Source organism: Rhodococcus sp. NPDC058532 (assembly GCF_042719255.1).
In the GTDB taxonomy this organism is placed as follows: domain Bacteria; phylum Actinomycetota; class Actinomycetes; order Mycobacteriales; family Mycobacteriaceae; genus Rhodococcus_G.
This window is the reverse complement of the sequence record NZ_JBHXNU010000005.1, coordinates 210,014-235,437: the sequence shown is the minus strand read 5'-3', so window position 1 is coordinate 235,437 and position 25,424 is coordinate 210,014. Positions and strand designations below refer to the sequence as shown.

Below are 25,424 nucleotides of genomic sequence, written 5' to 3'. Positions count from 1 at the left end.
TTTCAGACCGCACCAATGTTACTCGCAGGTAATCAGCTAGCGGATTGTCGAGGTGGCGGGCGCGGCGGGGGAGATGAAGATGCCCTCGGCCTCGATGGTGACGCCGTCCCGGTCGGAGAGGGTGCCGCGGACCGTCGCCTTCCGGCCCTCCACGCTCACGACCCGGGCCTCCGCGTACAGCGGCCCGAGCGGCGTCCCGCGCCGATAGCGCAGCGTCAGCGTGCCGGTCAGGCGGCGCTCGGCGGCGCTGCCGGTGACGCCGAGCAGGTGGTCGAGCACCAGTGCCCCGATGCCGCCGTGCACGTGCCCGGGCGGGCCCTCGTATGCGGCGCCGAGGGTGACATGCGTCCAGTGCCTGCCCGTGTCGTCCCGCTCGATGACCAGCGGCGGCGCGACCGCGTTGCGCAGCCCGACCCCGGCGTTGCCCCAGGAGAACGTCTCCCCGGTCGTGGTCCGGCGCATCCCGAACCCGCCGTCGACCTGCCTGGCCCGCAGCTTCGCGGTCGCCGCCGCGACCTCGGCCTGCACCTCACGGATCACCTCGTCGTCGACCTCGGTGCGGATCGTCGCGTCGATCAGCTCCCGGACCGCGGCAGTGAGCGGCCCGTACAGCGCCTTGCGCCGCTCAAGCTCGTCGCGGTCGATGCCGGCGTCGGTGATGCGTTCGTGGGTGACCTTCATCGGCGCTGCCTCCACTGTCCGGGGTCTCGGGTGTCCGGCCCGATTATCGCGGACCGGGCCGCGCCGCCGCGCCCATCCGGCGTGCCAGCGCGTGATCCTCCGGGGCGGCCGAGGCGGCCAGCCGCTCGATCACCGCCCGCCGGTTCGGTTCGGGCTGATTCTGGCTGAGCTTCGCCTTGCCAACGACCCGGTCGATGGTGACCTCGACCCCGACGATCGCGCGCAGCATCGCCGCCACGCTCGCCTCGGCGACCTCGTCCGCCCGCCACGGCTGCTCGCGGCCGCCTTCGTGCTCGTCGGTCAGGGCCGTGACATGGCCGAGCAGCCAGTCGGTGTCGTCGTGGACGACGAGCCTGCCGTGCACCGTCAGCGTCTCGTAGTTCCAGGTCGGCGCCATCCGGGTGGTCGACGCGGTCGCCGGATACCAGCGCGGCGAGACGTACCCGTGCACCCCGGCGAAGATCGCGACGGACGGCGCGCCGTCCCCGGCCCGCCAGTGCGGGTTGGCCCGCGCCACGTGCCCGACCAACGAGTGCCGCTCCGGGTGGTACAGCAGCGGCAGCGAGGTGCTGTGCAGGTCGGCGTCGCCGCCGGTGACCAGGTGCGCGAACCCGCCGCGGCGCAGGGCGGCGGCGGTCTCGTCGTCGGTCAGGGCGAACGCGGCGGGAACGTACACGCGGTGAACCCTAGCGGCCGAGCAGGTCGCGGCAGCGGGCAAGGAGTTCGGCGCGCAGCGGCGCCGCACGGTCGGCGAGCGCGGACTGGGCGCGGACGTAGTCGGCCCGCCCCGCAGGCGTCTCGATCGGGACCGGGTCGTAGCCGAGTGCCCGCAGATCGTAGGGGCTGGCCCGCATGTCCAGCTCCCGTGCCGCCATCGCGGACTCGAAACAGCGCAGCAGCAGGTCCGAATCGACCAGCGGCAGCAGTTTGTAACACCACTTGTACAAGTCCATGCCCGCGTGCAGGCAGCCCGGCTGCTCGCGTCGCGGCTGCTCGTCCCGGCTCAGCGGTGTCTCGTTGCGGCCCACCGCGTCCGCGGTGAAGAACCGGAACGCGTCGTAGTGGGTGCAGCGCAGGCTCATCGACTCGACGACGGCGTCGGTGCCCGCCGGGCCGAGCCGCAGCGGGGTCCCGGCATGCCGGACCGCCTCCGCGCCGCCGCGATAAACCATCGCCCACTCGTGCAACCCGAAGCAGCCCAGCTGCGCGGGGCGTGACGCGGTGCCGGCGAGCACCGCCGCGGTGAACTCCAGCATCGACCGCCGCTTCACCAACAGCGCCGGGTCGGCGCCGACCCCGTCGCCGAGGTCCCGGTAGCCGGAGAACCGGGCGTACTCGCCGGCGCCGGGGCCGGTGAGCAGCACCCCGTAGCCGGGATGCCAGCGCCGCAGCTGCGCGGGCCGCAGGCTGTAGTAGGTGAACAGGAAGTCGACCACCGGATGCGGCACGCCGTGCGACTGCCGGTCCAGGTGCGAACCGAGCAGCGCGTCGACGCGCGCCTGGTGGGCGTCGCGGCGCGCGCCCCACTCGTCCCCGGCGAGGACGAGGGGGGCGCCGCCGGTCGCGGGTGCCGTCGTCACGGCGTGCGCTGGCCGGGGACGGCGTCGGTGATCCGGTGCGTGCCGTCGCGGACGGTGCCGACGAACTCCTCGACGAGGTCCTCGAGCGCGACGATGCCCAGGCATCGCCCGTCGTCGTCGACGACCTCGGCGAGGTGACTGCTCGCCCGCCGCAGCACCGCAAGCGCCTCGTCCAGCGGCGTCTGCACCTGCACCCGCGGCCACGGCCGCACATCGGCGCGGGGCACCACCGTGTCCGGGCCAGCGGCGTCGTCGAGCACCTCGTCGAGCACGTCCTTCAGGTGCAGGTAGCCGACCAGGGTGCCGTCCGGCAGCGCCGCCGGATACCGCGAGTACCCGGTTTCGACGACCGCCCGTTCGATCGCCCCGAGCGTGGTGCCGCGGTCCGTCAGCGGGACCGTGCGGACCTTGTCCAGGGGGATCAGCACATCCGAGACGGTCCGTCCGGTGGTGTGCAGCGCCTGCGTCAGCCTGCGATGCTCCTCGGCGTCGATCAGGCCCTCCGAACGGGACTCGCCGATCATCTCCGTCAGCTCGATCTCGGAGACGGTGGTGTCGAGCTCGTCCTTCGGTTCGACCCGCAGCATCCGCAGCACCGAGTTCGCGCACCAGTTGTAGAACGCGATCAGCGGCTTCGCCAGGGTGATGAACCGGAGGTGGATCGGCACCAGCAGCATCGCGGCCCGCTCCGGTCCGGCGATCGCGATGTTCTTCGGGACCATCTCGCCGAGCAGGATGTGCAGCACCACCACCAGTGCCAACGCGATCGTGAACGCGATCGGGTGCAGCAGCTGGTCGGGCAGGCCCACCAGGTCGAGTGGCCGCTCGATCAGGTGCGCGATGGCGGGCTCGCCGACCCGGCCGAGCAGGATCGAACAGATCGTGATCCCGAGCTGCGCGGCCGCCAGCATCAGCGACAGGTTCTCGCCGGCCCGGATCACCGTCCGTGCCCGGTCCTTGCCCTGCGCGACGAGGGCCTCGAGCCGGTCCCTGCGCGCGGAGATCAGGGCGAACTCGGCCGCGACGAAGAACGCGTTACCGGCCAGCAGGGCGACCGTGAGGACGACACCGAACAGGTCACTCATTGCCGGCCTCCTCGCGGGCGCGGTGGGCGTGTTCGGCGATCGCCGCCGCCGGGACCGGGGTCAACACGACCCGGTCGATGCGGCGGCCGTCCATCCCGGCGACCCGGGCGATCCAGCCGCCGTGCGCGCCGTCGAGCCCGGACGACCGTCGCTCATCGGCGCCGTCCGGGTCGGGAAGGACCACCTCGTCGCCCACCTCCGGGATCCGGCCGAGCCGGGCCAACACCAGCCCGCCGAGCGTGTCGTACTCGCCCTCGGGGGCCGCGTATCCGGTCGCCTGCCGCACCTCGTCGATGCGCAGCAGGCCCGCGCAGATCCAGCTGTCCCCGCTGCGCTGCACGTCGATCTCGGGGGCATCGTGTTCGTCGCGGACATCGCCGACGATCTCCTCGATCAGATCCTCCATCGTGACCAGGCCCGCGGTGCCGCCGTATTCGTCGACGACCAGCGCGACCTGCATGCCGTCGGAGCGGACCTGCTCCATCAGCGCGTCGCCGTCCAGGCTGGACGGCACAACGGGCACCCGCTGCGCGAGCACCATCAGTTGGGTGGTCGCGCGGGATGCGGCGGGCACCGTGAATGCGTGCTTGACGTGCACGACGCCGACCGTGTCGTCGAGGTCGCCATCGACGACCGGGAAGCGGGAGTACCCGGTGCGGGACGCGGCATCGATCAGGTCGGCGACCGTGGCGTGCAGGTCCAGGGTTTCGATCTTCACCCGCGGGGTCATCAGCTCCTCCGCGGTGCGCTCCCCGAACCGCAGCGAGCGGTCCACCAGCAGCGCGGTGCCCGCGTCGAGGGTGCCGCTGCGGGCGCTGATCCGGACCAGCGACCCGAGTTCCTGTGGGGAGCGCGCCGACCGCAGCTCCTCCGCGGGTTCGACGCCGAGCCGGCGCACCACCCAGTTCGCGGTCCCGTTGAGCCCGTTGATCGCCCACCGGAAGGCGGTCGAGAACCAGGCCTGCGGACCGGCCGTCGCGCGGGCCGTCGCCAGCGGGCGGGAGATCGCCAAGTTCTTCGGCACCAGCTCGCCGAACACCATCGACAGGCTCGTCGCGATGATCAGCGCGAGGGCAAGGGAGATGCCCGCGGACACCGACTCGGAGGCGCCGACGGCCCGCAGGCCGGGGGTGATCAGCTGCGCGAGCACGGGTTCGGCGATGTAGCCGGTGATCAGTGTGGTGATGGTGATGCCGAGCTGCGCGCCGGACAGCTGGAAGGAGAGGGTGCGGTGTGCGTGCTGCACCTGGCGGGCGCGTCGGTCGCCGCCGCGGGCGTGGGCGTCGACGGTGCTGCGTTCCAGTGCGGTCAGCGAGAATTCCGCCGCAACGAACACCGCGGTTCCCGCGGTCAACGCGAGGAACCCGAGCAGGCTGACGATCGTCACTGCGATCTGCATGAGCTATCGCCCCCGAACAGGGGACGGGGCGGGGGCGCCGGGTTTGTCACCCGGCTCGGTAGAGGAGCCCTCCGTAGTGGAACTGTCGTCGCCGGACTCGGCGTCGTGCGTCGCTATGGGTGCCTCGGGCACCTTGGTCCTTTCGTCGTGCCCGGACGAGACCGCCGGGCGCAGAGTGGTCGAAACAATCATTCTACCGACCGTCGCCGAAATGTCCGGTCCGAGCCGGGCGGCATCGCGGTCACCACCCGGCGGGCAGGGGCCTGCCCTCGGCGAACCCGGCCGCCGACTGCACCCCGAGCACCGCCTTCTCGTGCAGTTCCTCGATCGTGCCTGCTCCCGCGTACGTGCAGGTGCTGCGGACCCCCGAGCAGATCCGGTCGATCAGGTCCTCGACGCCCGGGTGCAGCGGGTCCAGACGCATCCGGGAACTGGAGATGCCCTCCTCGAACAGGGCCTTGCGGGCCCGGTCGAAACCGCTGTCGGTCGCGGTGCGGGCGGCGACGGCCCGCTTGCTCGCCATCCCGAAGCTCTCCTTGTACGCGTTGCCGTCCTCGTCGAATCGCAGGTCGCCCGGCGACTCGTGGGTGCCTGCGAACCAGGACCCGATCATCACGTTCGACGCACCCGCCGCCAGTGCCAGCGCGACATCGCGGGGATGCCGCACGCCGCCGTCCGCCCACACGTGCGCGCCGAGTCGCCTTGCCGTGTCGGCGCATTCGGCGACCGCGGAGAACTGCGGGCGCCCGACACCGGTCATCATCCGGGTCGTGCACATCGCGCCGGGACCGACCCCGACCTTGACGATCGTCGCGCCCGCCGCGATCAGGTCCCTGGTCCCGGCGGCGGAGACCACGTTGCCCGCCGCCAACGGCACGCCGAGGCCCTGCGCGGCGACCGCGGACAGCGCCTCGAGCATCTTCTCCTGGTGCCCGTGCGCGGTGTCCATCACCAACAGATCGGCGCCAGCGTCGGCGAGGGCGCGGGCCTTCGCGGCGACGTCCCCGTTGATGCCGACCGCGGCCGCGACCCGCAGTCGCCCGTCCGCGTCGAGCGCGGGCGTGTAGATCCCCGCCCGGATCGCGCCGGTCCGGGTCAGCACCCCGGCGAGCCTGCCGTCCGCGTCGACGACAACCGCGAGCGGGTCGTGCCGGGACTCGAGCAGCTCGAACACCTCCCGCGCCGACGCGGACACCGGCGCCGTCGCGAAGTCGGAGACCAGGACCGCGCTGAGCCGGGTGAACCGGTCCACGTCCGCGCACGCCGCCTCGGTCACCACCCCGATCGGCCTGCGCTCCCCGTCGACGACCACCACCGCGCCGTGCGCCCGCTTCGGCAGCAGCGCCAGCGCATCGGACACCGACGCATCCGGGCCGAGCGTCACCGGGGTGTCCGCGACGAGATGCCTGCTCTTGACGAACGCCACCGTCTCCGCCACCGCGGACGCGGGCACGTCCTGCGGGATGACGACGAGCCCGCCGCGGCGGGCGACCGTCTCGGCCATCCGGCGGCCCGCGACCGCGGTCATGTTCGCGACCACGATCGGGATGGTGGTGCCGGAGCCGTCCCTGGATGCCAGGTCGACGTCGAACCGGGAGGTGACGTCGGTGCGGTTCGGCACCAGGAACACGTCGTCGTAGGTCAGGTCGTAGGGCGGGGTCTGCCCGTCGAGGAAGCGCACACCGGCGACGCTACAACCCGGCCCGGCCGCTGTCCGGGTACCGCGACGTCGCGTCCGGCGTGTTCGGCCCCCGCTGCGCCTGGGCGCGGGACAGCGCGACCGTCGCCACCACCATCACGGCCACCGCCGCGGCGACGACGACCCCACCCGCCGCATCGACCCGCAGCCGCTCGCCGAGCACCGCGAACCCGAGGAACGCGGCAACCAGCGGTTCCCCGATGGTGATCGCGGGCAGCGACGCCGCGAGCGACCCGGCCTGGAACGCCCGCTGCTGCAGGTAGAAGCCGGTGCCGCCCGCCGCAACCAGCGCCACCGGCTCCCACCCGGCGAGCGCCGCGACCGGTCCGTGCGCGAATCCCTCGATCGTCGGCTTCGTCAACGCGACCGCGACGCCGTACATGGCGCCGCACCCCGCACCGAGCAGCAGCGCGCGCGGCCCGTCCGCGATCGGTGCGCGCGCGAGCGCGAGCGCGGCGCCGCACCCGCCGACCACCACCGCCAGCGGCAGTGCCCAGCGCGCGGCGGGCGCGGTCGCCGCTCCCTCGGTCGGGTTCCCGACGGTCAGGAAGACGACCAGCGACAGCGCCAACGCGGTCGCCGTCACCCACGTCCGGGGCGTCATCCGGGTACCCGTGAAGCGGGCGGACAGCGGCAACGCGAACAGCAACGTGCTCACGATCAGCGGCTGCACCACCAGGACCGACCCGACGCCGAGCGCCGCCGCCTGGAACGCGTACCCGCCGACGTCGCCGCCGACGCCGATCCACCACCGCGGGGACCGGACCAGCTCACGCATCAGGGCGTCGCCGTCGCCGACTCCGGACGCCGCGGACTGCTGCGCGACGGACCCGACCGCGAACAGCAACGCCCCGGTCATGGCGAGGGCGACGGCGAGCCACGGCAGGTCGGTCACACAGGTCAGCTTCCCCGGTTCGGCTTCCGCTGTCCGCGCGAACGCCCGCCGCCTGCGCCGGGCGAGCGTCCGTCCCGCGACCGACCCCCCGCACGCCCGTCTCGCGACCGGCCGGGGGTGCGCCTGTCCCGGGACCCGGTCGTCTCGGACGGTGTCTGTGCCCGCGGCGGATCCTGACCGGCCAGCGGGACCCCGGACGGTTGCCGGGCACCGGTCAGCGCCGACAGTTGATCGCTGCCCGGACGCACCGGGATCCCGTCGACGGCGACGCCCGCGGCCGCCAGCACCGCCGCGACCGCGTCACGCTGATCCGGGGTGACCAGCGTCACCACCCGCCCCGACGCGCCCGCGCGCGCCGTGCGGCCGGCGCGGTGCAGGTAGTCCTTGGGGTCGGCGGGCGGGTCGACGTGCACCACCAGGGACACGTTGTCGACGTGGATGCCGCGCGCCGCCACGTCCGTTGCGACCAGGACCGGCACCGCGCCGCCGGCGAACGCGGCCAGCGCGTGCGCTCGGAACGCCTGCGACTTGCCGCCGTGCAGCGTGCCCGCGCGCACCCCGACCGAGGCCAACTGCGCCACCACCCGGTCCACCCCGTGTTGGGTGCGGGCGAAGAGCAGCGTCCGGCCTCGCCGGGCCGCGATCTCGGCGACCACCGCGGGTTTGTCCGCGTGCTCGACGATCAGCACGTGGTGATCGGAGACCGCGACCGGCGCCGCCGCCGCCGCGGTCGCATGCGTGACCGGGTCGTGCAGGTAGCGCTCGACCAGGGTGTCGACGTCGGCGTCGAGGGTCGCCGAGAACAGCAGTCGCTGCCCGGCGGCGGGAGTCCGGTCGAGGATCGTCGTCACCTGCGGGAGGAACCCGATCTCCGCGAGATGATCGGCCTCGTCGATCGCGGTGACGACCACGTCGTCGAGGACGAGCGCGTGCTGGTCGAGCAGATCCGCCAGCCGACCGGGGGTCGCGACCAGCAGGTCCACCCCGCGCGCGAGCCGCTGCGCCTGCGCCTTCGTCGGGACGCCGCCGGTGGCCGCCGCGATCCGCAGCCCCAACGCCAACGCGGACTCGTCGAGCGCCGATTCGATCTGCGTCGCCAGCTCCCTGGTCGGGGCGAGCACCAGGCCGCGCGGGCGTTTCGGCGCGCTGAAGGTGCCCTTGATTCGGAGCAGCATCGGCAGCCCAAACGCGAGGGTCTTGCCGGAGCCGGTCGGCCCGCGACCGAGCACGTCTCGGCCGGCGAGGATGTCGGGGATCACCGCCTCCTGGATCGGGAACGGCGCGGTGATCTGCTCGCGCCGCAGCGACTGCACCAGCGTCGCTGGTAACCCGAGGTCGGCGAACGTGGCCATGGGACTCCTTCTGCGCCGAGGGGGGATCGACGCAGGTCGAGGCTACCGCCGCCGCCGGTGTCGGCACCGTGTCGGTGGGTCGGTGCACCATGTTCTTCGAACACAATTTCGAGATTCGTGGTGGTGGGTGCGGTACCCGAGCGAAGGGGAAGTCAATGTGTGAGACCTGTGGCGGCACGTCGGAGGAGCGGATCCGGCTAGACATGCGGCGCACGATCGAGCGGTACGGGTGGGCGCTGCAGTACGTGGAGTCGACCGTCGACCGCAGCGGCGTGCATCCCGCCTACTGCTACACGGTCGGCCTGACCGGTCACGGGCTCCCGGAGCTGGTGATCACCGGGCGGGTGTCGGACCAGTCGGCGGTCGTGCTGAGTGAGCTCGGATCGGTGCTGCTCGACGGCAGCCGGCTCGGGCCCGGCGACGAGGTGACCGTCGGTGGGCTCGACGTCTGCCTGGTCGAGGTGCGGGAGTGCGAGTCCTGGCTGCTGCGTGCCGTCGAACACCACGGGCGGATCCGGGCGCTGCAGGTGGTGTGGGCGGACTGCCAGGGCCGGTATCCGTGGGAGGGGGCGCACGGCTCAACCGAATGGACCGGCGCCGTCGCCCACCTGCAGCCGCTGCTCGGGCCGCCGCCGGGCGGGATCGTGGTGCCGTCGTGACCGGCCGTCGGGCTCGCGGGAAGGGGTTCTCACCCGCCGACCAGGGGGCCGCCGCGGACGTCGAAGCGTTCGCGGACGGTGTCGAGGGTGCGGCGGTGGTGGGCGCGGTCGCGGTGGTTCGCCGCCGCGAATCGCGCCGTCCCGAGCAGCCGCCGATGGATCGGATACCAGCGGTCGAAGTCGAGACCACAGTCGCGAAACACCGTGGCGGGGAGGGCGTCCGCCAGCATTCCGAGGTTGTACATCGCCAACGCCATTGCCGTGTACGGAAACACGTGCTTGCCGCCGCCGGCGAACAGGCCGCCCACGTCGAGTTCGTAGAGGGGGACATCCCGGATCCGGCCCGCGAACATCAGATGCGCGAGGTAGTAGCCCATGAACGAGGGCAGGTGAAGGACGGCCGAACGGGGGTGCACGACCACCACGTTCCCGGTCGGCGAGACGTACGGCTCGTAGTCGCCGTCGACCTTGATGTAGCCGGTGCAGTTCACGATCCACGTGCCCGCCGTCATCGGCTTGGTCGCCCCGCTGCGGAAGACGGCGGTGGGTCCCCCGCCGCGATCGACGGCGTCAACGAAGTGGTCCATGACGACCTCGTGCACACCGGCGGTGATCGCCGACGTCTCCGCTTCCGATTGGACGCCGAGCAGGAAGTTGCTCGCCCCCGGGGTGGGGCCGGTGCCGTGCGTCGCGCGGTACCAGCGCGCGACGGCCGCCTCGTTGGTCCCGTCGAACCGCCTGGCTGCCTCGGCGGCCACGGCGTTCGGGAGCTGCCCTCGCCACCAGCGTCGGGAATTCCCGGGGAACGCGCGGTCCCGGCTGATGAAGAACGTGCCGGATCCCGCGACCAGGGTGACCTCCCGGCGCGGGTCCGCGGTGACGAGGGCGTGCGCGGTGTCCATCGCGGTCTTGCCCCCGCCGATCACCCACACCGGTGCGTCGCTCGCCCGAATCTCGCCCGCCCGCACGTCGCACTGGTCGGGGGACACCGACCGGACCCGCGAACTCGACGCGGGGAGGGGGTCGTTGGGCGCGATTCCGAGCCCATAGGCCTTGATCAGACGCTGTGCGTGCACGACCAGCCGCCGCCCGTCGGGCCGGTGGCACTGAATCCGGACGGTCCCGTTCGCCTCGGTGGCGGACTCGAACGACCAGCCGAAATACTCGTCGACGCGCAGGTCGCGGCCGATCACGTCCAGGCAGTGCCGGAAATGGTCGAGGACCTCGGTCTTGGTCGCGAGATGGGACGGGCGCCGGTCCAGACACCACTCGATGTTGCCCGCGGTGAACAGCCCGTGCGGTTGGTGCAATCGGACGTAGGGGTAGGTGTCCACCCACATGCCACCGGCCTGCCCGCGCCGGTCGATCAGGATGACCCGCGCGTCGTGGGACAGGTATCGGCTCGCCGCGAACAGGGCGTTCATCCCGGCGATGCCCGCGCCGACGATGCAGGCGTCGCACGTCTCCGGGGCGGGATCCGTGCCGGATGCGTCCGCGCCCGGGTGTGTGCTCGTCTGCGCCATGGCGACCCCCCGACGGTGTCAGGCCGTCCGCCACCGCTCCTCGATGACGGTCGTTGTCCAGCCTATTCGGCGCGGCAAGGACCGTTACCGGAGCGAACGTCGCCGCGCCGCGGCCGTCCCTTGGGTGTCGTATCGAGTCGACACCCAAGGGACGGGACGTCAGGCCTGGATCTCGCTGCGGTCACCGCTCCAGAGGGTGTGGAACTTGCCCGGGCGATCGGTGCGCTCGTAGGTGTGCGCGCCGAAGAAGTCGCGCTGTCCCTGCGTCAACGCGGCGGGCAGGCGCTCGGCGCGCAGGCCGTCGTAGTAGGACAGCGACGACGCGAACGCGGGCACCGGGATGCCGAGGGTCGTCGCGGTCACCACGACGCGCCGCCACGAGTCGATCGCGTTCTCGATCGCGTCCTTGAAGTACGGCTCCACGATCAGCGAGGTCAGCTCCGGGTTGGTGTCGTACGCCTCCTTGATCCGGTTCAGGAACCGGGCCCGGATGATGCAGCCGCCGCGCCAGATGGTCGCCATGTCGCCGGGGGTGAGATCCCAGCCGTACTCGTCGCTGCCCGCACGGATCTGGTCGAAGCCCTGCGCGTACGCGACGATCTTCGACGCGTACAGCGCGCGGCGGATGTCCTCGGTGAACTGTGCCGCGTCCGTTGGCTTGTCGCCGAGCACGCCCGACGCCAGTCCCCGTGCGGCCGCGCGCTGCGCACGCGAACCGGACAGGGCGCGCGCGAACACGGCCTCGGCGATCCCCGTCACCGGGACACCAAGGTCGAGCGCAGACTTGACCGTCCAGCGGCCGGTGCCCTTCTGCTCGGCGGCGTCGACGATGACGTCCACCAGCGCGGCACCGGTCGCCGCGTCCTTCTGTCGCAGCACCTCCGCGGTGATCTCCACCAGGTAGGACTCGAGGTCGCCGCCATTCCACTCGGTGAACACGTCGGCGATCCGCTCGGCGTCGAACCCGAGCGCGTCCCGGAACAGGTGGTAGGCCTCACCGATCAACTGCATGTCGGCGTACTCGATGCCGTTGTGCACCATCTTCACGAAGTGGCCTGCGCCGTCCGGGCCGATGTGAGTGCAGCACGGCGTGCCGTCCACCACCGCGGCGATCGACTCCAGCAGCGGACCCAGCGACTCGTACGACTCCTTCGGGCCGCCCGGCATGATCGACGGGCCGTTCAGCGCGCCCTCCTCGCCGCCCGAGATGCCCGCGCCGACGAAGTGCAGGCCCCGCTCGCGGAGCGCGGCCTCGCGCCGGATCGTGTCCGTGTACAGGGCGTTGCCGCCGTCGATGATGATGTCGCCGGGCTCCATCGCGGCCGCGAGCTCCTCGATCACCGCGTCCGTCGCCTCGCCGGCCTTGACCATGATCAGGACCCGCCGCGGGCGCTGCAGCGCGGCGACGAACTCGTCGACGGTCTCGGTCCGGACGAAGTCGCCCTCGCTACCGTGCTCGGCGATCAGGGCGTCCGTCTTGGCGACGCTGCGGTTGTGCAGCGCCACGGTGTGCCCGTGCCGGGCGAAGTTGCGGGCGATGTTCGAACCCATCACGGCGAGCCCGGTGACGCCGATCTGGGCCCGCGCGGCCTGGGAGGTGTTGTCGGTCATGTCCTACAGCTTTCCCTGCCCCCGGAACGAGCGACACTTCAGGGTCTCGAACTCTGGGACGGTGCCGGGAATGCGGCGACGCCGCCACCCGCGATGCGGGAGGCGGCGTCGATGGGATGCCGGGGACGGACGTCAGCGGTCGCGGTGCGGGCCGTCGAACCCGTCGTACGAGCGACGCTCGGTGCGGCTACGGAAGCCGCCCGCCGTCCCGCTGCGCTCACTCCGCTGCGGGCGGTCACCGTACGCGCGATCACCGCGGGAGCGGTCGCCGCCGCGGAAGCCACCGTCCCGCTGCGGGCGGTCGCCGTACGAGGAGCGGTCACCCGTGCGCTGGTAGCCGCCGTCGCGCTGGGGCCGGTCGCCGTAGGACCGGTCGCCCCGGTCGTTGCGCTGGGGCCGGTCGCCGTAGGAGGGTCGGTCGCCGGAGCGCTGGTAGCCGCCGTCGCGCTGGGGGCGGTCGCCGTAGGAGGGTCGGTCGCCGGAGCGCTGGTAGCCGCCGTCGCGCTGGGGGCGGTCGCCGCCGCGGAAGCCGCCGTCCCGCTGGGGGCGGTCGCCATACGGACGATCGTTGCGCTGCGGGCGGTCGCCGTAGGACCGATCGCCGCGGTCGGAGCGCTGGTAGCCGCCGTCCCGCTGGGGGCGGTCGGACCGGTAGCCATCGCGCTGGGGCCGGTCGCCGTAGGACCGGTCGCCGCGGTCGTTGCGCTGGGGGCGGTCGCCGTAGGACCGGTCGCCGCGGTCGTTGCGCTGCGGGCGGTCGCCGTAGGAGGGTCGGTCGCCGGAGCGCTGGTAGCCGCCGTCCCGCTGGGGGCGGTCGGACCGGTAGCCGTCGCGCTGCGGGCGGTCGCCGTAGGAGGGGCGGTCACCCGTGCGCTGGTAGCCGCCGTCGCGCTGGGGGCGGTCGCCGCGGTATCCCCGCTCGCCACCGTCGCGGCGCGGCCGGTCGACACCGTCGCGGCGCGGCCGGTCGAAGCCGTCGCGGCGCGGCCGGTCGCCGTACGACCGACCGTTCCCGCCGCGTTCGCCGCGCGGCTCCCGCACCGGCTCGCCGCTCGGAGTGCGCGCACCGGTGATGGTGGCGAGTTCCTCCGAGCCGGGGCCGACGTACACCTCGGTGGCGTCCACGCCCGCGGTGTCGGTCAGGCGGCGCACCATGCGGCGCTGGTTCGGCAGCACGATCGAGACGACGGTGCCCTTCTCGCCCGCGCGGGCGGTGCGGCCGGCCCGGTGCAGGTAGTCCTTGTGGTCGGCGGGCGGGTCCACGTGCACGACCAGGTCGATGCCGTCGACGTGGATGCCGCGGGCCGCGACATCGGTCGCGACGAGCACGGGCGTGCGGCCCGTCTTGAAGCGTTCGAGCACCCGGGTTCGCTGGTTCTGCGCCTTCCCGCCGTGCAGGGCCTCCGCCGCGACCCCGACCGCGCGCAGGCGTTCGGTGATGCCCTCGCAGCCGAGCTTGGTGCGCGCGAACATGATCGTCCGGCCGCCGTCGCGGGCGCCGATCTCGGCGAGTACGGCATCCTTCTGGCCGCGGTCGACGTTGAGCACGTAGTGCTCCATCGTGTCGACGCTGGCGCGCCCGTCCTCGGTTGCGTGCAGGGCGTGATCGGCGAGGAAGCGGCGGACCAGCGACTGCACCTCCCGGTCGAGGGTCGCGGAGAACAGCAGCCGCTGGCCGTCGGCGCGGGTCTGCTCGAGGATCGACCGGACCTCGGGGAGGAAGCCCATGTCGGCCATCTGGTCGGCCTCGTCGAGCGCGGTGATCTCGACCTCGTCCAGGACGCAGGTCTCCTGCCGCAGGTGGTCGCCGAGGCGGCCGGGGGTGGCGACGAGGATGTCGACGCCGCGCGCCAGCTGGTCGACCTGCTTGGTGAAGACCATGCCGCCGACCGCGGACCGGACCTTCAATCCGACCGTGCCCGCGTACGGGAGCAGCGAGTCGACGACCTGAACGGCGAGCTCACGGGTGGGCACGAGCACCAGGGCGCGGGGACGCTTCGGTGCGGGCCGGTCGTCGCGGCCCGCGAGCCGCGCCAGCATCGGCAGCCCGAACGCGAGGGTCTTACCGGACCCGGTCTGCGCCCGGCCGAGGACGTTGCGGCCCGCGATCGCGTCGGGGATGGACATCGCCTGGATCGGCGACGGGATGGTGATGCCGTCCTTGGCGAGGGCAGCGACCACCGGGCCGGGCAGGCCGATCTCGGCGAAGGTGGGCTGTTCGGCGGCAGCCGGGGCCTCGGGGTCGGCGGCACCCTGGTCATGGGCAGCAGGGATTTGGGCAGCGTCGGTCACGCGGATATACCTCTCCGGACGTCGGGCGCGTCGCGGAGAGCGGGCCGATACAGCAGCCGCGCAGAAGAGACGAGCCGGGCACGCGCGCCCCGGTGGTGGGGCAGTGGCGGTGCCGAAAATGTGGTCAACAATGAAATGGGCCGAGAACACGGCCGTCGTCCAGTGTACGGGACCGGATGCGGTGCCAGCACCGGCTGGCCCGTGACCCTCGACTCACTCGCGTCGCGGCGACCGGCGGGTTCCCCTCCGCGGTGTCAGCCGCGGAAGAGTCGATTGAGTTCGACCAGCCACGGGACGGCGACGGCGATCGTCGGGACCACGAGGATCGTGACCGCGGCGAGATAGGCGGCGACCACGATCGGGACGACGGCGCCGGTGTCGGCGAGCCGCCGGATGCGGGTGACGGTGTGCGGGCCGCCCGCGGCGAGGGCGCCTGCGGGGGCGCTCGACCCGGCGCAGGTGACCAGGGCGCGGGCCAGCGGCGTCGGGCCGGTGACCTTGACCGCGGAGTCGTCGGCGAGCATCTCGACGAGCAGTTGGACGGAGCCGAGCGCGGACTTGCTGCGCACCACCTTCGGGAACGCCTCGTGCACCGCGGTGAACGCCTCGATCACCAGATCGTGCCGGGATCGCAGGTGGGAACGCTCGTGCATGAGGATCGCGGTGACCTCGTCCCGGTCGAGGCTGTCGAGCGTCCCCGCGCTGACCACGACCCGGTGCCGGAGACCGGGCAGGCAGTAGGCGATCGGTTCGGCGGCGTCGAGGACCCGAAGGTTCGAGGTCCGGCTGCGATGCGGTTCGCCGCGGTCGAGCAGGTCGACGAGCATCCGGTGCCGGGAGCGGCGCCGCCGGGTCCGGACCGCGACCGCCGCGATCGAGAACATCAGCTTCGCACCGATGAGCACGGTGAGCGCGAACACCACGACGTACGCGGTCCACAGCGGGAGGCCGAGCGCGTCGATCTCCTCCAGGGGGGCGGTCGTTGGGCGGCCGTCGGCGCCCGGCACCAGCAGCTGTGATGCGATCGCCAGCCCGGAACTGAACGCGGAGAGGACGGCGGCGATCGCGATCGCCTGCCACAACACGAGCGCCGCGCCGGGAGCACGGAATGGCCAGGTCGCCCGCGCGAGCAGCGCGGGCACCGGGCCAGCGAGAAGCAGGGCCGTCACGGCGAAGGCCAGTGCGGTCGTGGGGTTCATGACCTACCCATCATGCACGAGGTGCGGCAGTCAACTGGCGCGATCGGTACCGGGGTCGACGCTGCGCAGGTGGCGCTTGCCCGCCTCGGACGACTCCAGTGCGGCGAGGGCCTCGCGCAGGGCTGCGGCCTCGTCGGCGCCGACCTTGCCGACGAAGTGCACCAGCGCGGCGACCCGGCCGTCGGACGCCTGGGCCTGGTCGAGGGCGTCGAACATCAGGCTCGCGACCAGCTCGTCGCGGCCCTGCACCGGGAGGTAGCGGTGTGCCCGATCGTCACGCTGCTGGATGACGAGGTTCTTCTTCGCCAGGCGCTGCAGCACGGTCATGACGGTGGTGTACGCGAGCTCACGGCGGGCCGCGAGGGCCTCGTGGACCTGACGCACCGTCTGGGGTTCGGAACTGGACCACAGGTGGTCCATCACTGCTCGCTCGAGCTCGCCAAGTCCTGCCATGGGGTCCATCGTACGTACCGTCCGACAGTCATGCGTACTACTCGCGGTAGTAGCCGTGTGGGGGTATTGATGGTGAGGCACGCGAGGGCGGTGGGGAACGCGGACAGCGGGAGGACGCGGATGGACTGGGTGTACGACCGGTCGCTGATCTCGGGGCCGCTGCCGTGGGGGGTGACGGTGTGCGCGGCCCTCGGCGCGCTGTGGCTGCTGGTGGGCCGCAGTCGCCCCACCCGCCGGTACCGACGCCGCATCCTTCCGATCTGCGTTGCCGCCGCGTGCGCGGCGACCCTGCTCGGGTGGGTGGTGATCGAACGGTGGTGGCGACCGTTCCCCGACCCCGTCGACCCCGCCGTGTACGGCTGGGTCGGGTGCGCGCTGCTGGCCATCATGCTCGCCGCGGCGCGGCTCGTCGCCGACCGCCGCGTCGCTTCCGCCGCCGCCTCGCTCGCCGCGGCGCTGGCGATCGTCGCCGCCGTCGCGGCGCAGGTCAACCTCGTGTTCGACGCCTACCCGACGGTGCGGGACGCGCTCGGTCTGCCCCCGGCCAACGCCATCGCGTTCGCCGACGTGCCACCGCCGGTGCCCGACCCGGTCTCCGGGATACCGCTCGACGCGCGCTGGGCGCCGCCGCCGGACCTGCCCGCGGGCGGGCGGGTCGTGACGGTCCCGGTTCCCGGCACCGTGTCCGGGTTCGCGGCGCGGGACGCGAAGATCTACCTGCCGCCCGCCTACTTCGCCGATCCGCGTCCGCTGCTCCCGGTGCTGGTGCTGCTGGCCGGGCAGCCCGGCAGCCCCGGTGACTGGTTCGCCGGCGGCGACCTCGCCCGGTCGATGGACGCCTATGCCGCCGGGCACGCCGGACTCGCCCCCGTCGTGGTCGTCGCCGACGGCACCGGATCCACCCTGGCGAACCCGCTGTGCCTCGACTCGCCGCTCGGGAACGTCGCCACCTACCTGGCCGTCGACGTGCCCGCCTGGGTGACCGCGAACCTGCAGGTGAATCCGGACCCCCGGGTGTGGGCGATCGGCGGGCTGTCCTACGGCGGCACCTGCGCGCTGCAGATGGCCACCAACCATCCCGACAAGTATCCGACGTTCCTCGACCTGTCCGGGCAACTCGAGCCGACGCTCGGCGACCGGCACCGCACCGTCGATGCCGCGTTCGGCGGGGACGCGGCCGCGTTCACCGCCGTCAACCCGATGGACCTGATGGCCGCCCGCAGCTACCCGGGCACCGCGGGCGTGTTCGTCGTCGGTCGCGACGACCACGACTACGCCCCCGGCGTGCACACCCTGTACGACACCGCCCGGAAGGCAGGCATGGACGTGACCCTGCTCGAACTGCCCGGCGGCCACAGCTTCGCGGTGTGGTCCGCCGGGCTGCGCGACAACGTGGACTGGCTGGCCCGGCGCATGGGGCTGACCGCGTGACCCCGGTGCGCGACATCCCCGTGATCGACGCCGCGCGCAGGCAGGCGACGCGGCTGACCGACCTCGCCCGCTCCGGCGTGTCCGGCGCCCCGGTGAGCGTCACGCTGCTGGTGCTGATGTGGGTGGTCGGCGCCGCGACCGGCGGGCAGACGGTCCGTCACCTGGCCACCGGGATCACCGCCCTCGAGCACGGCCGACTGTGGACGGTGCTGACCTCCGGTCTGGTGGCGCCCGGTCTCGCCGGACACCTGGCCGCCACCGCCGCGATCGTGCTGATCGCGGCGCCCATCGAACATCGGATGGGGTCGACCCGCTTCGCCGCCGCCGCGGCCGCCACCCAGATCCTCGGCACGCTGATCGCGCTCGGCGCGGCGGCGGCTGTCCGGGGCGTCGACGCGGGCTGGGGCTTCCGGCTGCACATCGGCACCGCGGTCGGGCCAACCCCGTGGATCGCCGGCGTCGCGATGGTGGCCAGCTCCTCGATGACGACGCTGTGGCGGCGCCGACTTCGGGTCGGGCTGCTGGCGCTGCTGATCACCCTCGCGTTGTTCGGCGGGCACCTGCTCGATCTGACTCGGCTGTCCGCTGCGGTCGTCGGGCTGCTGCTCGGCCCGCTCGTCGTCGGCCGCTCCGCCCGCGGCGGGCACCTCGCGGGCACCCGCAGGGAGGGACGCGTCCTGGTCGCGCTGATCGTCGCGGCCGGCGCGCTCGGCCCGGTGCTGGCGGCACTGTCCCCGCACGCCGTCGGACCCCTCGCGGTGCTCCGGGACCTGTTCCGGACGGTGGCGCCGACACCGGCCGAGCTACGGGAGCTGTGCCTGCAGAACCGTGCGGGCGAGGACTGCCGTCGCGGCCTGCTCGCGCTGCGGCTCGGTGGGGTCGGGCCGACGATCCTGAGCCTGATGCCCTCGCTGCTGCTGCTCGTGCTCGCCGACGGGTTGCGGCGCGGCCGCCGGTTCGCCTGGATCGCCGCCTGCATCGCCCAGCTGGCGCTCGTCGCGCTGGCCCTGGTGAACGTCGGGATCCGCTACATCGGGTTCGTGCCGGAGCAGTCGCTGTTCTACGGCCTCGACACCCCGACCGTGTACCGCACGATCGCGCCGTTTCTCACGCCGATTGCGGTCTTGCTCGTGCTGCTGGTCACCCGCCGGTTCTTCACCGTCGCCGCTCCGCGCGGTACGTACCGGCGGCTGTGGCTGCGCGTGACGGCCCTGACCGCCGCGCTCGCCGGGTGCTACCTGGCACTCGGGATGCTGGTGCGCGCCGGCTTCGACCGCGCTCCCACCCTCGGGTCGCTGCTCGCCGACTACCCGCAGCGCCTCGTCCCGCCGGTGTACCTGCAGTGGCTGGATCCGCGGTTCCTTCCGGACGACCCGGCCACCACCCTGCTCTACGAGTGGACGGGGGTGCTGTTCTGGGTCGGGGTGGGTGCCGCGGTCGCCGCGACCTTCCTCACCCCGTCCCGCGGCGAGCATCCGGACGACGTCGAACGCGCCCGTGCACTGCTCGAGGCCGGGACCGGGAGCCCGCTGTCGTGGATGACCACCTGGCGCGGCAACCGCTACTGGTTCGCGCCGGACGGGGCGGGCTACGTCGCCTACCGGGTGATCGGCGGGGTCGCGCTCACCACCGGCGATCCGGTTGGGCCGCGAACCTCGTTGCCCGGCTATGTCACCGGGTTCGCGGACTTCGCGACCGAGAATGGGTGGACACCCTGCTTCTACTCGGTCACGGCGGAGCTGCGAGCCGTCACCGACAGCCTCGGGTGGGCAGGCATCCAGGTCGCCGAGGAGACCGTCCTGCACCTCGACACCCTCGAATTCACCGGGAAGAAGTTCCAGGACGTCCGCACCGCCCTCAACCGGGCGACCCGCGCGGGGGTGCACGCCGAATGGATGAGCTTTCCCGACGCGCCACTGGCGCTCACCGATCAGGTCACCGCCATCTCCGAGGAATGGGTCGCTGACAAGGGCATGCCGGAGATGGGATTCACCCTCGGGGGCCTCGACGAGATCGACGACCGGCGGGTCCGCTGCCTGATTGCCGTCGACGAGGACCGGACCGTCCACGGGGTCACCTCGTGGATGCCGGTCCACCGCGACGGCCGCGTCGTCGGCTGGACGCTTGACTTCATGCGCAGGCGCACCGACGGGTTCCGGCCTGCGATGGAGTTTCTGATCGCGTCCGCCGCGCTATCCCTGAAGGAGGAGGGCGCCGAGTTCGTCAGCCTGTCCGGCGCCCCGCTGGCGACGGTGTCCGGTGCCGGGACGACCGACGCCGCGGACACCGAGGAGGCGCGGGAGCGGGGCGCGTTCGCCGCGGTCACGGACGGTGCGCTCGATCTGCTCGGCCGCACCCTGGAGCCGGTGTACGGGTTTCGGTCCCTGCTGGCGTTCAAGGCGAAGTTCCGGCCCGAGTACGTCCCGATGTACGTGACGTTCGCGGACCCCGCCGCCCTGCCCGCGATCGGCAACGCCGTCGGCCGCGCCTACCTGCCGGCCGTGTCGGTTGGGCAGGGCCTGCGCCTGGTCCGCACGATGCTGCGGATCCGTTGAGGGTCCGGCCCGGTCAGCCCGCGGCGGCCGGGTCCGGTCCGCCCGCGGTCCCGTACACGTGTCGGGCGCCGACCGGGACGATCAGCGGCCGGTCCGAGACGGGGTCGTCGATCACCCTGGCCTCGAGACCGAAGACCTCGAGCAGCAGGTCGGGGGTGATGATCTCGCCGGGGGCGCCGGCGGCGACAACCGACCCCTTCGTCATCACGACCAGGCGGTCGCTGTACCGGATCGCGAGGTTGAGGTCGTGCAGGACCATCACGACGGTGCGACCGAGCTCGGAGTGCAGCCGGTCGACGAGGTCGAGCACCTCCACCGAGTGCGCCAGATCGAGGTAGGTCGTCGGCTCGTCGAGGAGCAGGATGTCGGTGCCCTGCGCCAACGCCATCGAGATCCACGCCCGCTGCCGCTGACCGCCGGACAGTTCATCGATGGCGCGGTCCGCGAGGTCGGACACCCCCGTCAACGCCAGCGACTTCGCGACCTCCCCCTCGTCGTCGGAGGACCATTGGCGCAGCCACGACTGGTGCGGGTGGCGGCCACGGGAGACGAGGTCGGCGACGGTGAGCCCCTCGGGCGCGACGGGCGCCTGCGGCAGCAACCCGAGCGTGCGGGCGACGTCCTTGGTGCGCATCGACGAGATCGCCTTGCCGTCGAGCAGCACCCGCCCCGACTTCGGCTTGAGCAGCCGGCCCAGGGTGCGCAGCAGGGTGGACTTCCCGCAGCCGTTGGGGCCGATGATCGTGGTGACCAGACCGGTGGGGATGTCGAGGTCGAGGCCGTCGATGATGACGCGGTCGCCGTAGCCGACGACGAGGTTTTCGGCGGCGAGCCGCCCGTGGTTGTCGGCGGCGGGCCGCCCGTTGGCGTCGGCGGCGGGCCGCCCGTTGGCCTCCGTGGCGAGCCGCCGAGGGTTGTCCGTGGCTGGTGCGTCGGCGCTCATGCGGACACCTTCCGATTGTTGCGGATGAGCAGGTAGATCAGGAACGGACCGCCGAGCGCGGAGGTGACGATGCCGACGGGGAGTTCGACCGGGAGCACGGTGCGACCGATGATGTCGCCGCCGAGGACGAGCACCGCGCCGAGGAGCCCGGACGCGATGATCGGGGGACCGGGCGTGCGGAGTAGGCGCATCGCCAGCTGGGGGGCGGCGAGTGCGACGAAGCCGATCGGTCCGACCGCGGCGGTGGAGATGGCGGCGAGGGCGACCGCGGCGATCAGCAGGACCCCCTGCCCGCTTTGCAGGCGGACACCGAGGGCGCGGGCGGTGTCGTCGCCGAGCCGGAGCGCACCGAGGGTGAACGAGGACGCGATCGCCGCGGTGCCGACGATGGCGACGCCGATCGCGACGGGCCACACCTGCGCCCAGTCGCTGCCGTTGAGTGAGCCGTTGAGCCAGACCTGGGCGCGGGCGACGTCGTTGATGTCCGCGGAGATGAGCAGCCATTGGATCAGTGCGACGAGCATCGCGTTGGTGCCGATGCCGATCAGCACGATCCGGTAGCCCTGCACGCCGCCGCGCCAGGCGAGCAGGGAGATGGCGACCGCGGTGGCGAGTCCGCCGGCCAGTGCGGCGAGGGGCAGGCCGAGGGTGGCGAGCAGGCCGACGAAGCTGCCGCCGCCGCCGACGACGATCAGGGTGACGGCGGCGGCGCTGGCTCCGGCGGTGATGCCGAGCATGTCGGGGCTGGCGAGGGGGTTGCGGAGGATGGACTGGGTGATCGCGCCCGCGATGCCGAGGGCGATGCCGGTGAGCAGGGCGGTGAGCCCCCGCGGCAGCCGCAGGTCCATCACGATGAAGCGTTCGACCTTCGACCCGCCGCCGAACAGGATCTCCGCGACGGTGGGGATCGGGACGGAGAACTCGCCGCGGCCGATGTTGATGCACAGCAACAGGAACACGGCAAGCAGCAGCGCGACCGTGATCGCGACCATCGTGGTGCGGCGGACCAGGGAGACCCCGCCGACCCGGAAGCCGGGGCGGCCGGGGACGGTGGTGGGGGTCGGGGTGGTGCGGGTGTCGGGGACGGTCGCCCGGTCGGTGAGGCTCACAGGGACACCAGCTTCCTGCGCCGGACGAGCGCGATGAAGAACGGCGCACCGAACATCGCCAGCACGATGCCGACCTGCAGTTCGCCGGGCCGGACGACGACTCGGCCGATCACGTCGGCGAGCAGGATCATGATCGCGCCGAGCAGCCCGGCGTAGGGGACGAGCCAGCGGTAGTCGGGTCCGGTGATGAAGCGGGCGACGTGGGGGACGACCAGCCCGATGAACGCGATCGGACCGCACGCGGCGGTCGCGGCGCCGGTGAGGAGGGTGATCGCGATGATGCCGATCGCCCGGCTGCGGGCGACGTTGGTGCCGAGCCCGCGGGCGACGTCGTCGCCGAGGCTGAGGACGTTGAGTCCCGGTGTGCCCGCGAGTGCGATCAGCACGCCGATCACCAGGAACGGCAGCACCTGCCACAGCACCTCGGTGCCGCGGCCCGCGACCGAGCCGACGACCCAGAATCGGTAGCCGTCGAGGCTGGTCTGGTCGAGCAGGATGACGGTGTGCGTCATCGCCTGCAGGAACATCGCGACGGCGGCGCCCGCGAGGGCGAGGTTGAGGGGGCTGGCCCGGTTGCCGCCGATCGACGCGATGCCGAACACGACCAGGCTGGCGGTGAGCGAGCCGGCGAACGCGAACCACAGGTACTGGCTGGGGGTGGACAGGCCGAGCAGGTAGATCGACAGCACCACGAACAGGGCGGCGCCCGCATTGAGACCGAGCAGGCCCGCGTCGGCGAGCGGGTTGCGAGTATGGCCCTGGATCAGGGCGCCCGCGACGCCGAGCGCGATCCCGACGGCGACGGCGAGCGCGGTGCGCGGCACCCGGAGGGTGCGGACGACGAGGTCGGTGTCGGTTCCGGTGGCCTGGAACAGGGCGTGGAAGATCTCGCCGAAGTCCATCGGTCGCGCACCGACCGCGATGCTCGCGACGACGGTCGCGAGGAGCAGGGCCACGAGCGCGGCGAGCCCGAGCAGGCGGCGTCGACGGATCGCGACGAGGGAGTTGTCGGCGCGGATCGGGACGAAGCCCTCGTCGAGTGCGGTGGCGCGGCGGACCACCTCGACCCCGGAGCGGGGGAGCAGCGCGCGGCGGGCGCCGAGCGCTCGGCCGGTGGCGGCGTCCCTGGCGATCAGGTCGAACCACGACTTGCCGACGCCAGCGCCGGTGCTGCCCTCTCGGGTGCCGCGGTTCCACACGAGCAGCCCGACGGCGACGGCGACGGCGACGCCGCCGAACACCAGGCGGTCCATCTGGCCGCCGCCGTTGCCGTCCCGCAGTGAATCGACGATGAACCATCCGATGAGCAGCGGCAGGGCGACGACGCCGAGGTCGACGGCGGTGGCCAGTGCGCGTCGACCGCGCGGGGCGGGGCCGCGGGGGACCTCCCGGATCGCGTAGTCCACGTCTCCGGGGATGGTGGTCACGGCATGCTCCTGGTCGACGGAAGTCGGATCGGCCTTCAGGTTACGTAACCCTATCCAAACCAGGCACCCCGGCTCCCGCCCGGCGATCGACTTGTGGTTAGGCTAACCTACGTTCGATCGTGCTCGATGACGAAGGAGTGAGCAGTGCCGACCACCCTCTTGCTCGACCCGACCCCCGCCGCCGTTGCCCCGCGCGGCACCGCCGCGGTCTCCGCCGCCCTCGTCGAGTCGTGTACCCGGTTGCGGGCGCTGCACCCCGAGTACCCGCGGGTGTACGCCGTCGCGCAGATGGTCGAGCAGCCCAAGCGCCGCTGGTGGGCCGTCGACGAGGGCATCCGCGGCGACCGCCTGGACCGGATGCTCACCCGCGCGCTCGAGGACATCCCGGACCGCGACGCCGCGGGCATCTCTGTCGCATCCGCCCTGATCCACTCCGTCGTCGGCCGGGTCGCCGCACTGGTCGTCATGGAGGGCCGCGCCTGGGACGCCGGCCTCGACAACCTGTCGATCCACATGGACAGCGACGGCTGCATCGACTGGGCGGGCGTCTGGGATCCCGCCCTGCGGGTGCTGCCCGGCGACCGGTGGGACGGAACGCCGGGCGCGGTGACCCTGCCGTGCGAACGCGCCCTCGCGATGTGGACCGCCTGCCGCTGCCGCACCGCGCTGACCGCCATCTTCGACGCCCTCGACCGGCTCGTGCCGCTGGATCGCACGCTGCTCTGGGCGCTGGTCGGCGAGGCGGTGCTCGGGGCCGCGACCATGGTTCCGCTGCGCGGCGACCTCGCCCCGTCGGTTGCCGACCGGCGCGGGCAGGCGCTGCTCGACGCATTCGAGACCGCGGGCCTCCCGGTGCGTTCCCGGGCGGGACGCCCCCTCTGCCGACGCGCGCACACCGACGCCCTTGCCAGTTAGGGAAGCCTTGCCTATAGTTGCGTGTGGGTGATGAACCACCGGACCGTGCCGGAGTCCTGAGGGCTGCAGTGACTCCCGGTCCCTTCCACGGCGGGCCCCGTACCGACTACCGGTACGGGGCCCGCTTGTCAGTTTCAGGAGTCGAGTGCACAGCTGTCAGAAGTGCTGTGCACGGCCACCTGTCATCCCCGGCGCTGACGCGAGCGTCTCGTTCGGCGCGTGCGAGGGTGATGTTGTTGTAGAGCGCTGACCTCTTCAACCCCGTGTTCCTGCAGAGTGTCTCGATCTTGAACTGTCGAGTCTCGTACATCTGGAGCAGGTAGGCCCGCTCTTCGGGTGAGCTTGTGCGTGCGGCCCTTCATTTTGCCGGCAGCAGTAGCGGCGGCGATGGCGTCACGGGTGCGGGCACGGATCAGGTCGGACTCGAACTCGGCCATCAACCCCAACATCCCGACCCTGAAGGAGGTCCCCACGCCGCCGTGGGGACCTCCTTCAGGGATTCAGAGCGTTCCGCGTCGTGGTTGCGTTAGCTCGCCGATGTTCCGGGATACGAACCGGCTAGGAACGCAAAAAACAGGAAGTCGAGCAGCGGGCCGACTACGACGGCGCCCAGGAG

Annotated in this window: 21 protein-coding genes; 4 read left to right on the top strand and 17 right to left on the bottom strand. The window is 72.5% G+C overall.

All coding sequences use genetic code 11. The annotated features are described in order from the left end of the window. Window positions 1-36: 36 nt before the first annotated feature. The 8 genes from ACFWQG_RS08905 to ACFWQG_RS08870 form a co-directional block, all read right to left on the bottom strand. On the bottom strand, window positions 37-681 hold the full coding sequence (locus ACFWQG_RS08905) for a PaaI family thioesterase (RefSeq protein WP_378507231.1): 645 nt from the start codon (window positions 679-681) through the stop codon (window positions 37-39). Window positions 682-724: 43 nt separating this feature from the next. Next, window positions 725-1,357, bottom strand: coding sequence for an FMN-binding negative transcriptional regulator (locus tag ACFWQG_RS08900; RefSeq protein WP_378507230.1), 633 nt, complete (start codon window positions 1,355-1,357; stop codon window positions 725-727). 10 nt (window positions 1,358-1,367) lie between these two features. Next, window positions 1,368-2,261, bottom strand: a complete 894-nt coding sequence (locus ACFWQG_RS08895) for a 3-methyladenine DNA glycosylase (protein ID WP_378507229.1) — start codon at window positions 2,259-2,261, stop codon at window positions 1,368-1,370. Next, window positions 2,258-3,346 carry a hemolysin family protein gene (locus ACFWQG_RS08890; RefSeq protein ID WP_378507228.1) on the bottom strand — a complete coding sequence of 363 codons (1,089 nt, stop codon included), beginning with the start codon at window positions 3,344-3,346 and terminating at the stop codon, window positions 2,258-2,260. Before ACFWQG_RS08890 ends, ACFWQG_RS08895 begins: the two co-directional genes overlap by 4 nt. Next, complete coding sequence (locus ACFWQG_RS08885) at window positions 3,339-4,745, bottom strand: hemolysin family protein (protein ID WP_378507227.1); 1,407 nt, start codon at window positions 4,743-4,745, stop codon at window positions 3,339-3,341. The genes ACFWQG_RS08890 and ACFWQG_RS08885 overlap by 8 nt, the downstream gene beginning before the upstream one ends. A gap of 241 nt (window positions 4,746-4,986) precedes the next feature. Then, window positions 4,987-6,426: a GuaB1 family IMP dehydrogenase-related protein gene (locus tag ACFWQG_RS08880; RefSeq protein ID WP_378507226.1), complete on the bottom strand. Its 1,440-nt coding sequence runs from the start codon at window positions 6,424-6,426 to the stop codon at window positions 4,987-4,989. 10 nt (window positions 6,427-6,436) lie between these two features. Then, entirely contained in the window at window positions 6,437-7,339 is a 903-nt protein-coding gene (locus tag ACFWQG_RS08875; RefSeq protein WP_378507225.1) for a DMT family transporter, read from the bottom strand. A 5-nt stretch (window positions 7,340-7,344) separates the two neighbouring features. After that, a complete protein-coding gene (locus ACFWQG_RS08870; protein WP_378507224.1) occupies window positions 7,345-8,691 on the bottom strand; it encodes a DEAD/DEAH box helicase in 1,347 nt (448 codons plus the stop codon). A 155-nt stretch (window positions 8,692-8,846) separates the two neighbouring features. Between ACFWQG_RS08870 and ACFWQG_RS08865 the strand changes: the two genes are divergently transcribed. Then, window positions 8,847-9,350 (top strand): DUF4262 domain-containing protein, encoded by a 504-nt coding sequence (locus ACFWQG_RS08865; RefSeq protein ID WP_378507223.1) that lies wholly within the window; start codon window positions 8,847-8,849, stop codon window positions 9,348-9,350. A 29-nt stretch (window positions 9,351-9,379) separates the two neighbouring features. Here ACFWQG_RS08865 and ACFWQG_RS08860 read toward each other — a convergent pair whose 3' ends face one another. The 5 genes from ACFWQG_RS08860 to ACFWQG_RS08840 all read right to left on the bottom strand — a co-directional run bounded on the left by ACFWQG_RS08860 (window position 9,380) and on the right by ACFWQG_RS08840 (window position 16,428). After that, window positions 9,380-10,873: an FAD-dependent oxidoreductase gene (locus ACFWQG_RS08860; protein ID WP_378507222.1), complete on the bottom strand. Its 1,494-nt coding sequence runs from the start codon at window positions 10,871-10,873 to the stop codon at window positions 9,380-9,382. A gap of 159 nt (window positions 10,874-11,032) precedes the next feature. Beyond that, window positions 11,033-12,484, bottom strand: coding sequence for an NADP-dependent phosphogluconate dehydrogenase (gene gndA / locus ACFWQG_RS08855; protein WP_378507221.1), 1,452 nt, complete (start codon window positions 12,482-12,484; stop codon window positions 11,033-11,035). Window positions 12,485-12,616: 132 nt separating this feature from the next. Then, window positions 12,617-14,776 (bottom strand): DEAD/DEAH box helicase, encoded by a 2,160-nt coding sequence (locus tag ACFWQG_RS08850; protein WP_378507220.1) that lies wholly within the window; start codon window positions 14,774-14,776, stop codon window positions 12,617-12,619. 254 nt (window positions 14,777-15,030) lie between these two features. Continuing rightward, window positions 15,031-15,975, bottom strand: coding sequence for a M56 family metallopeptidase (locus ACFWQG_RS08845; RefSeq protein ID WP_378507219.1), 945 nt, complete (start codon window positions 15,973-15,975; stop codon window positions 15,031-15,033). 30 nt (window positions 15,976-16,005) lie between these two features. After that, window positions 16,006-16,428, bottom strand: a complete 423-nt coding sequence (locus ACFWQG_RS08840) for a BlaI/MecI/CopY family transcriptional regulator (protein WP_378507218.1) — start codon at window positions 16,426-16,428, stop codon at window positions 16,006-16,008. A gap of 120 nt (window positions 16,429-16,548) precedes the next feature. Between ACFWQG_RS08840 and ACFWQG_RS08835 the strand changes: the two genes are divergently transcribed. Together ACFWQG_RS08835 and ACFWQG_RS08830 are read left to right on the top strand one after the other, a co-directional pair. Next, a complete protein-coding gene (locus tag ACFWQG_RS08835; protein WP_378507217.1) occupies window positions 16,549-17,859 on the top strand; it encodes an alpha/beta hydrolase in 1,311 nt (436 codons plus the stop codon). Next, on the top strand, window positions 17,856-20,414 hold the full coding sequence (locus tag ACFWQG_RS08830; protein ID WP_378507216.1) for a bifunctional lysylphosphatidylglycerol flippase/synthetase MprF: 2,559 nt from the start codon (window positions 17,856-17,858) through the stop codon (window positions 20,412-20,414). The genes ACFWQG_RS08835 and ACFWQG_RS08830 overlap by 4 nt, the downstream gene beginning before the upstream one ends. Before the next feature lie 13 nt (window positions 20,415-20,427). Here ACFWQG_RS08830 and ACFWQG_RS08825 read toward each other — a convergent pair whose 3' ends face one another. Genes ACFWQG_RS08825 through ACFWQG_RS08815 form a run of 3 tightly spaced genes read right to left on the bottom strand, consistent with a single transcriptional unit; the run spans window position 20,428 to window position 23,893 of the window. Further along, window positions 20,428-21,357, bottom strand: a complete 930-nt coding sequence (locus tag ACFWQG_RS08825; RefSeq protein WP_378507215.1) for an ABC transporter ATP-binding protein — start codon at window positions 21,355-21,357, stop codon at window positions 20,428-20,430. Next, window positions 21,354-22,466: a FecCD family ABC transporter permease gene (locus tag ACFWQG_RS08820; RefSeq protein ID WP_378507214.1), complete on the bottom strand. Its 1,113-nt coding sequence runs from the start codon at window positions 22,464-22,466 to the stop codon at window positions 21,354-21,356. The genes ACFWQG_RS08825 and ACFWQG_RS08820 overlap by 4 nt, the downstream gene beginning before the upstream one ends. Then, window positions 22,463-23,893: a FecCD family ABC transporter permease gene (locus ACFWQG_RS08815; RefSeq protein WP_378507213.1), complete on the bottom strand. Its 1,431-nt coding sequence runs from the start codon at window positions 23,891-23,893 to the stop codon at window positions 22,463-22,465. Before ACFWQG_RS08815 ends, ACFWQG_RS08820 begins: the two co-directional genes overlap by 4 nt. Before the next feature lie 144 nt (window positions 23,894-24,037). Between ACFWQG_RS08815 and ACFWQG_RS08810 the strand changes: the two genes are divergently transcribed. Further along, a complete protein-coding gene (locus tag ACFWQG_RS08810; protein ID WP_378507212.1) occupies window positions 24,038-24,808 on the top strand; it encodes a hypothetical protein in 771 nt (256 codons plus the stop codon). A gap of 182 nt (window positions 24,809-24,990) precedes the next feature. On the opposite strand, the gene ACFWQG_RS08805 is transcribed toward ACFWQG_RS08810, so the two are convergent. Next, window positions 24,991-25,245, bottom strand: coding sequence for a hypothetical protein (locus tag ACFWQG_RS08805; RefSeq protein ID WP_378507211.1), 255 nt, complete (start codon window positions 25,243-25,245; stop codon window positions 24,991-24,993). Window positions 25,246-25,424 lie beyond the last annotated feature (179 nt).

What these genes read in the sequence shown, in the direction of transcription:
- ACFWQG_RS08840 (WP_378507218.1), bottom strand. Translation starts at nt 16,428, where the DNA reads ATGGCAGGACTTGGCGAGCTCGAGCGAGCAGTGATGGACCACCTGTGG.
- ACFWQG_RS08905 (WP_378507231.1), bottom strand. Translation starts at nt 681, where the DNA reads ATGAAGGTCACCCACGAACGCATCACCGACGCCGGCATCGACCGCGAC.
- ACFWQG_RS08865 (WP_378507223.1), top strand. Translation starts at nt 8,847, where the DNA reads ATGTGTGAGACCTGTGGCGGCACGTCGGAGGAGCGGATCCGGCTAGAC.
- ACFWQG_RS08825 (WP_378507215.1), bottom strand. Translation starts at nt 21,357, where the DNA reads ATGAGCGCCGACGCACCAGCCACGGACAACCCTCGGCGGCTCGCCACG.
- ACFWQG_RS08835 (WP_378507217.1), top strand. Translation starts at nt 16,549, where the DNA reads ATGGACTGGGTGTACGACCGGTCGCTGATCTCGGGGCCGCTGCCGTGG.
- ACFWQG_RS08890 (WP_378507228.1), bottom strand. Translation starts at nt 3,346, where the DNA reads ATGAGTGACCTGTTCGGTGTCGTCCTCACGGTCGCCCTGCTGGCCGGT.
- ACFWQG_RS08885 (WP_378507227.1), bottom strand. Translation starts at nt 4,745, where the DNA reads ATGCAGATCGCAGTGACGATCGTCAGCCTGCTCGGGTTCCTCGCGTTG.
- ACFWQG_RS08860 (WP_378507222.1), bottom strand. Translation starts at nt 10,873, where the DNA reads ATGGCGCAGACGAGCACACACCCGGGCGCGGACGCATCCGGCACGGAT.
- ACFWQG_RS08805 (WP_378507211.1), bottom strand. Translation starts at nt 25,245, where the DNA reads ATGGCCGAGTTCGAGTCCGACCTGATCCGTGCCCGCACCCGTGACGCC.
- ACFWQG_RS08845 (WP_378507219.1), bottom strand. Translation starts at nt 15,975, where the DNA reads ATGAACCCCACGACCGCACTGGCCTTCGCCGTGACGGCCCTGCTTCTC.
- ACFWQG_RS08870 (WP_378507224.1), bottom strand. Translation starts at nt 8,691, where the DNA reads ATGGCCACGTTCGCCGACCTCGGGTTACCAGCGACGCTGGTGCAGTCG.
- gndA (WP_378507221.1), bottom strand. Translation starts at nt 12,484, where the DNA reads ATGACCGACAACACCTCCCAGGCCGCGCGGGCCCAGATCGGCGTCACC.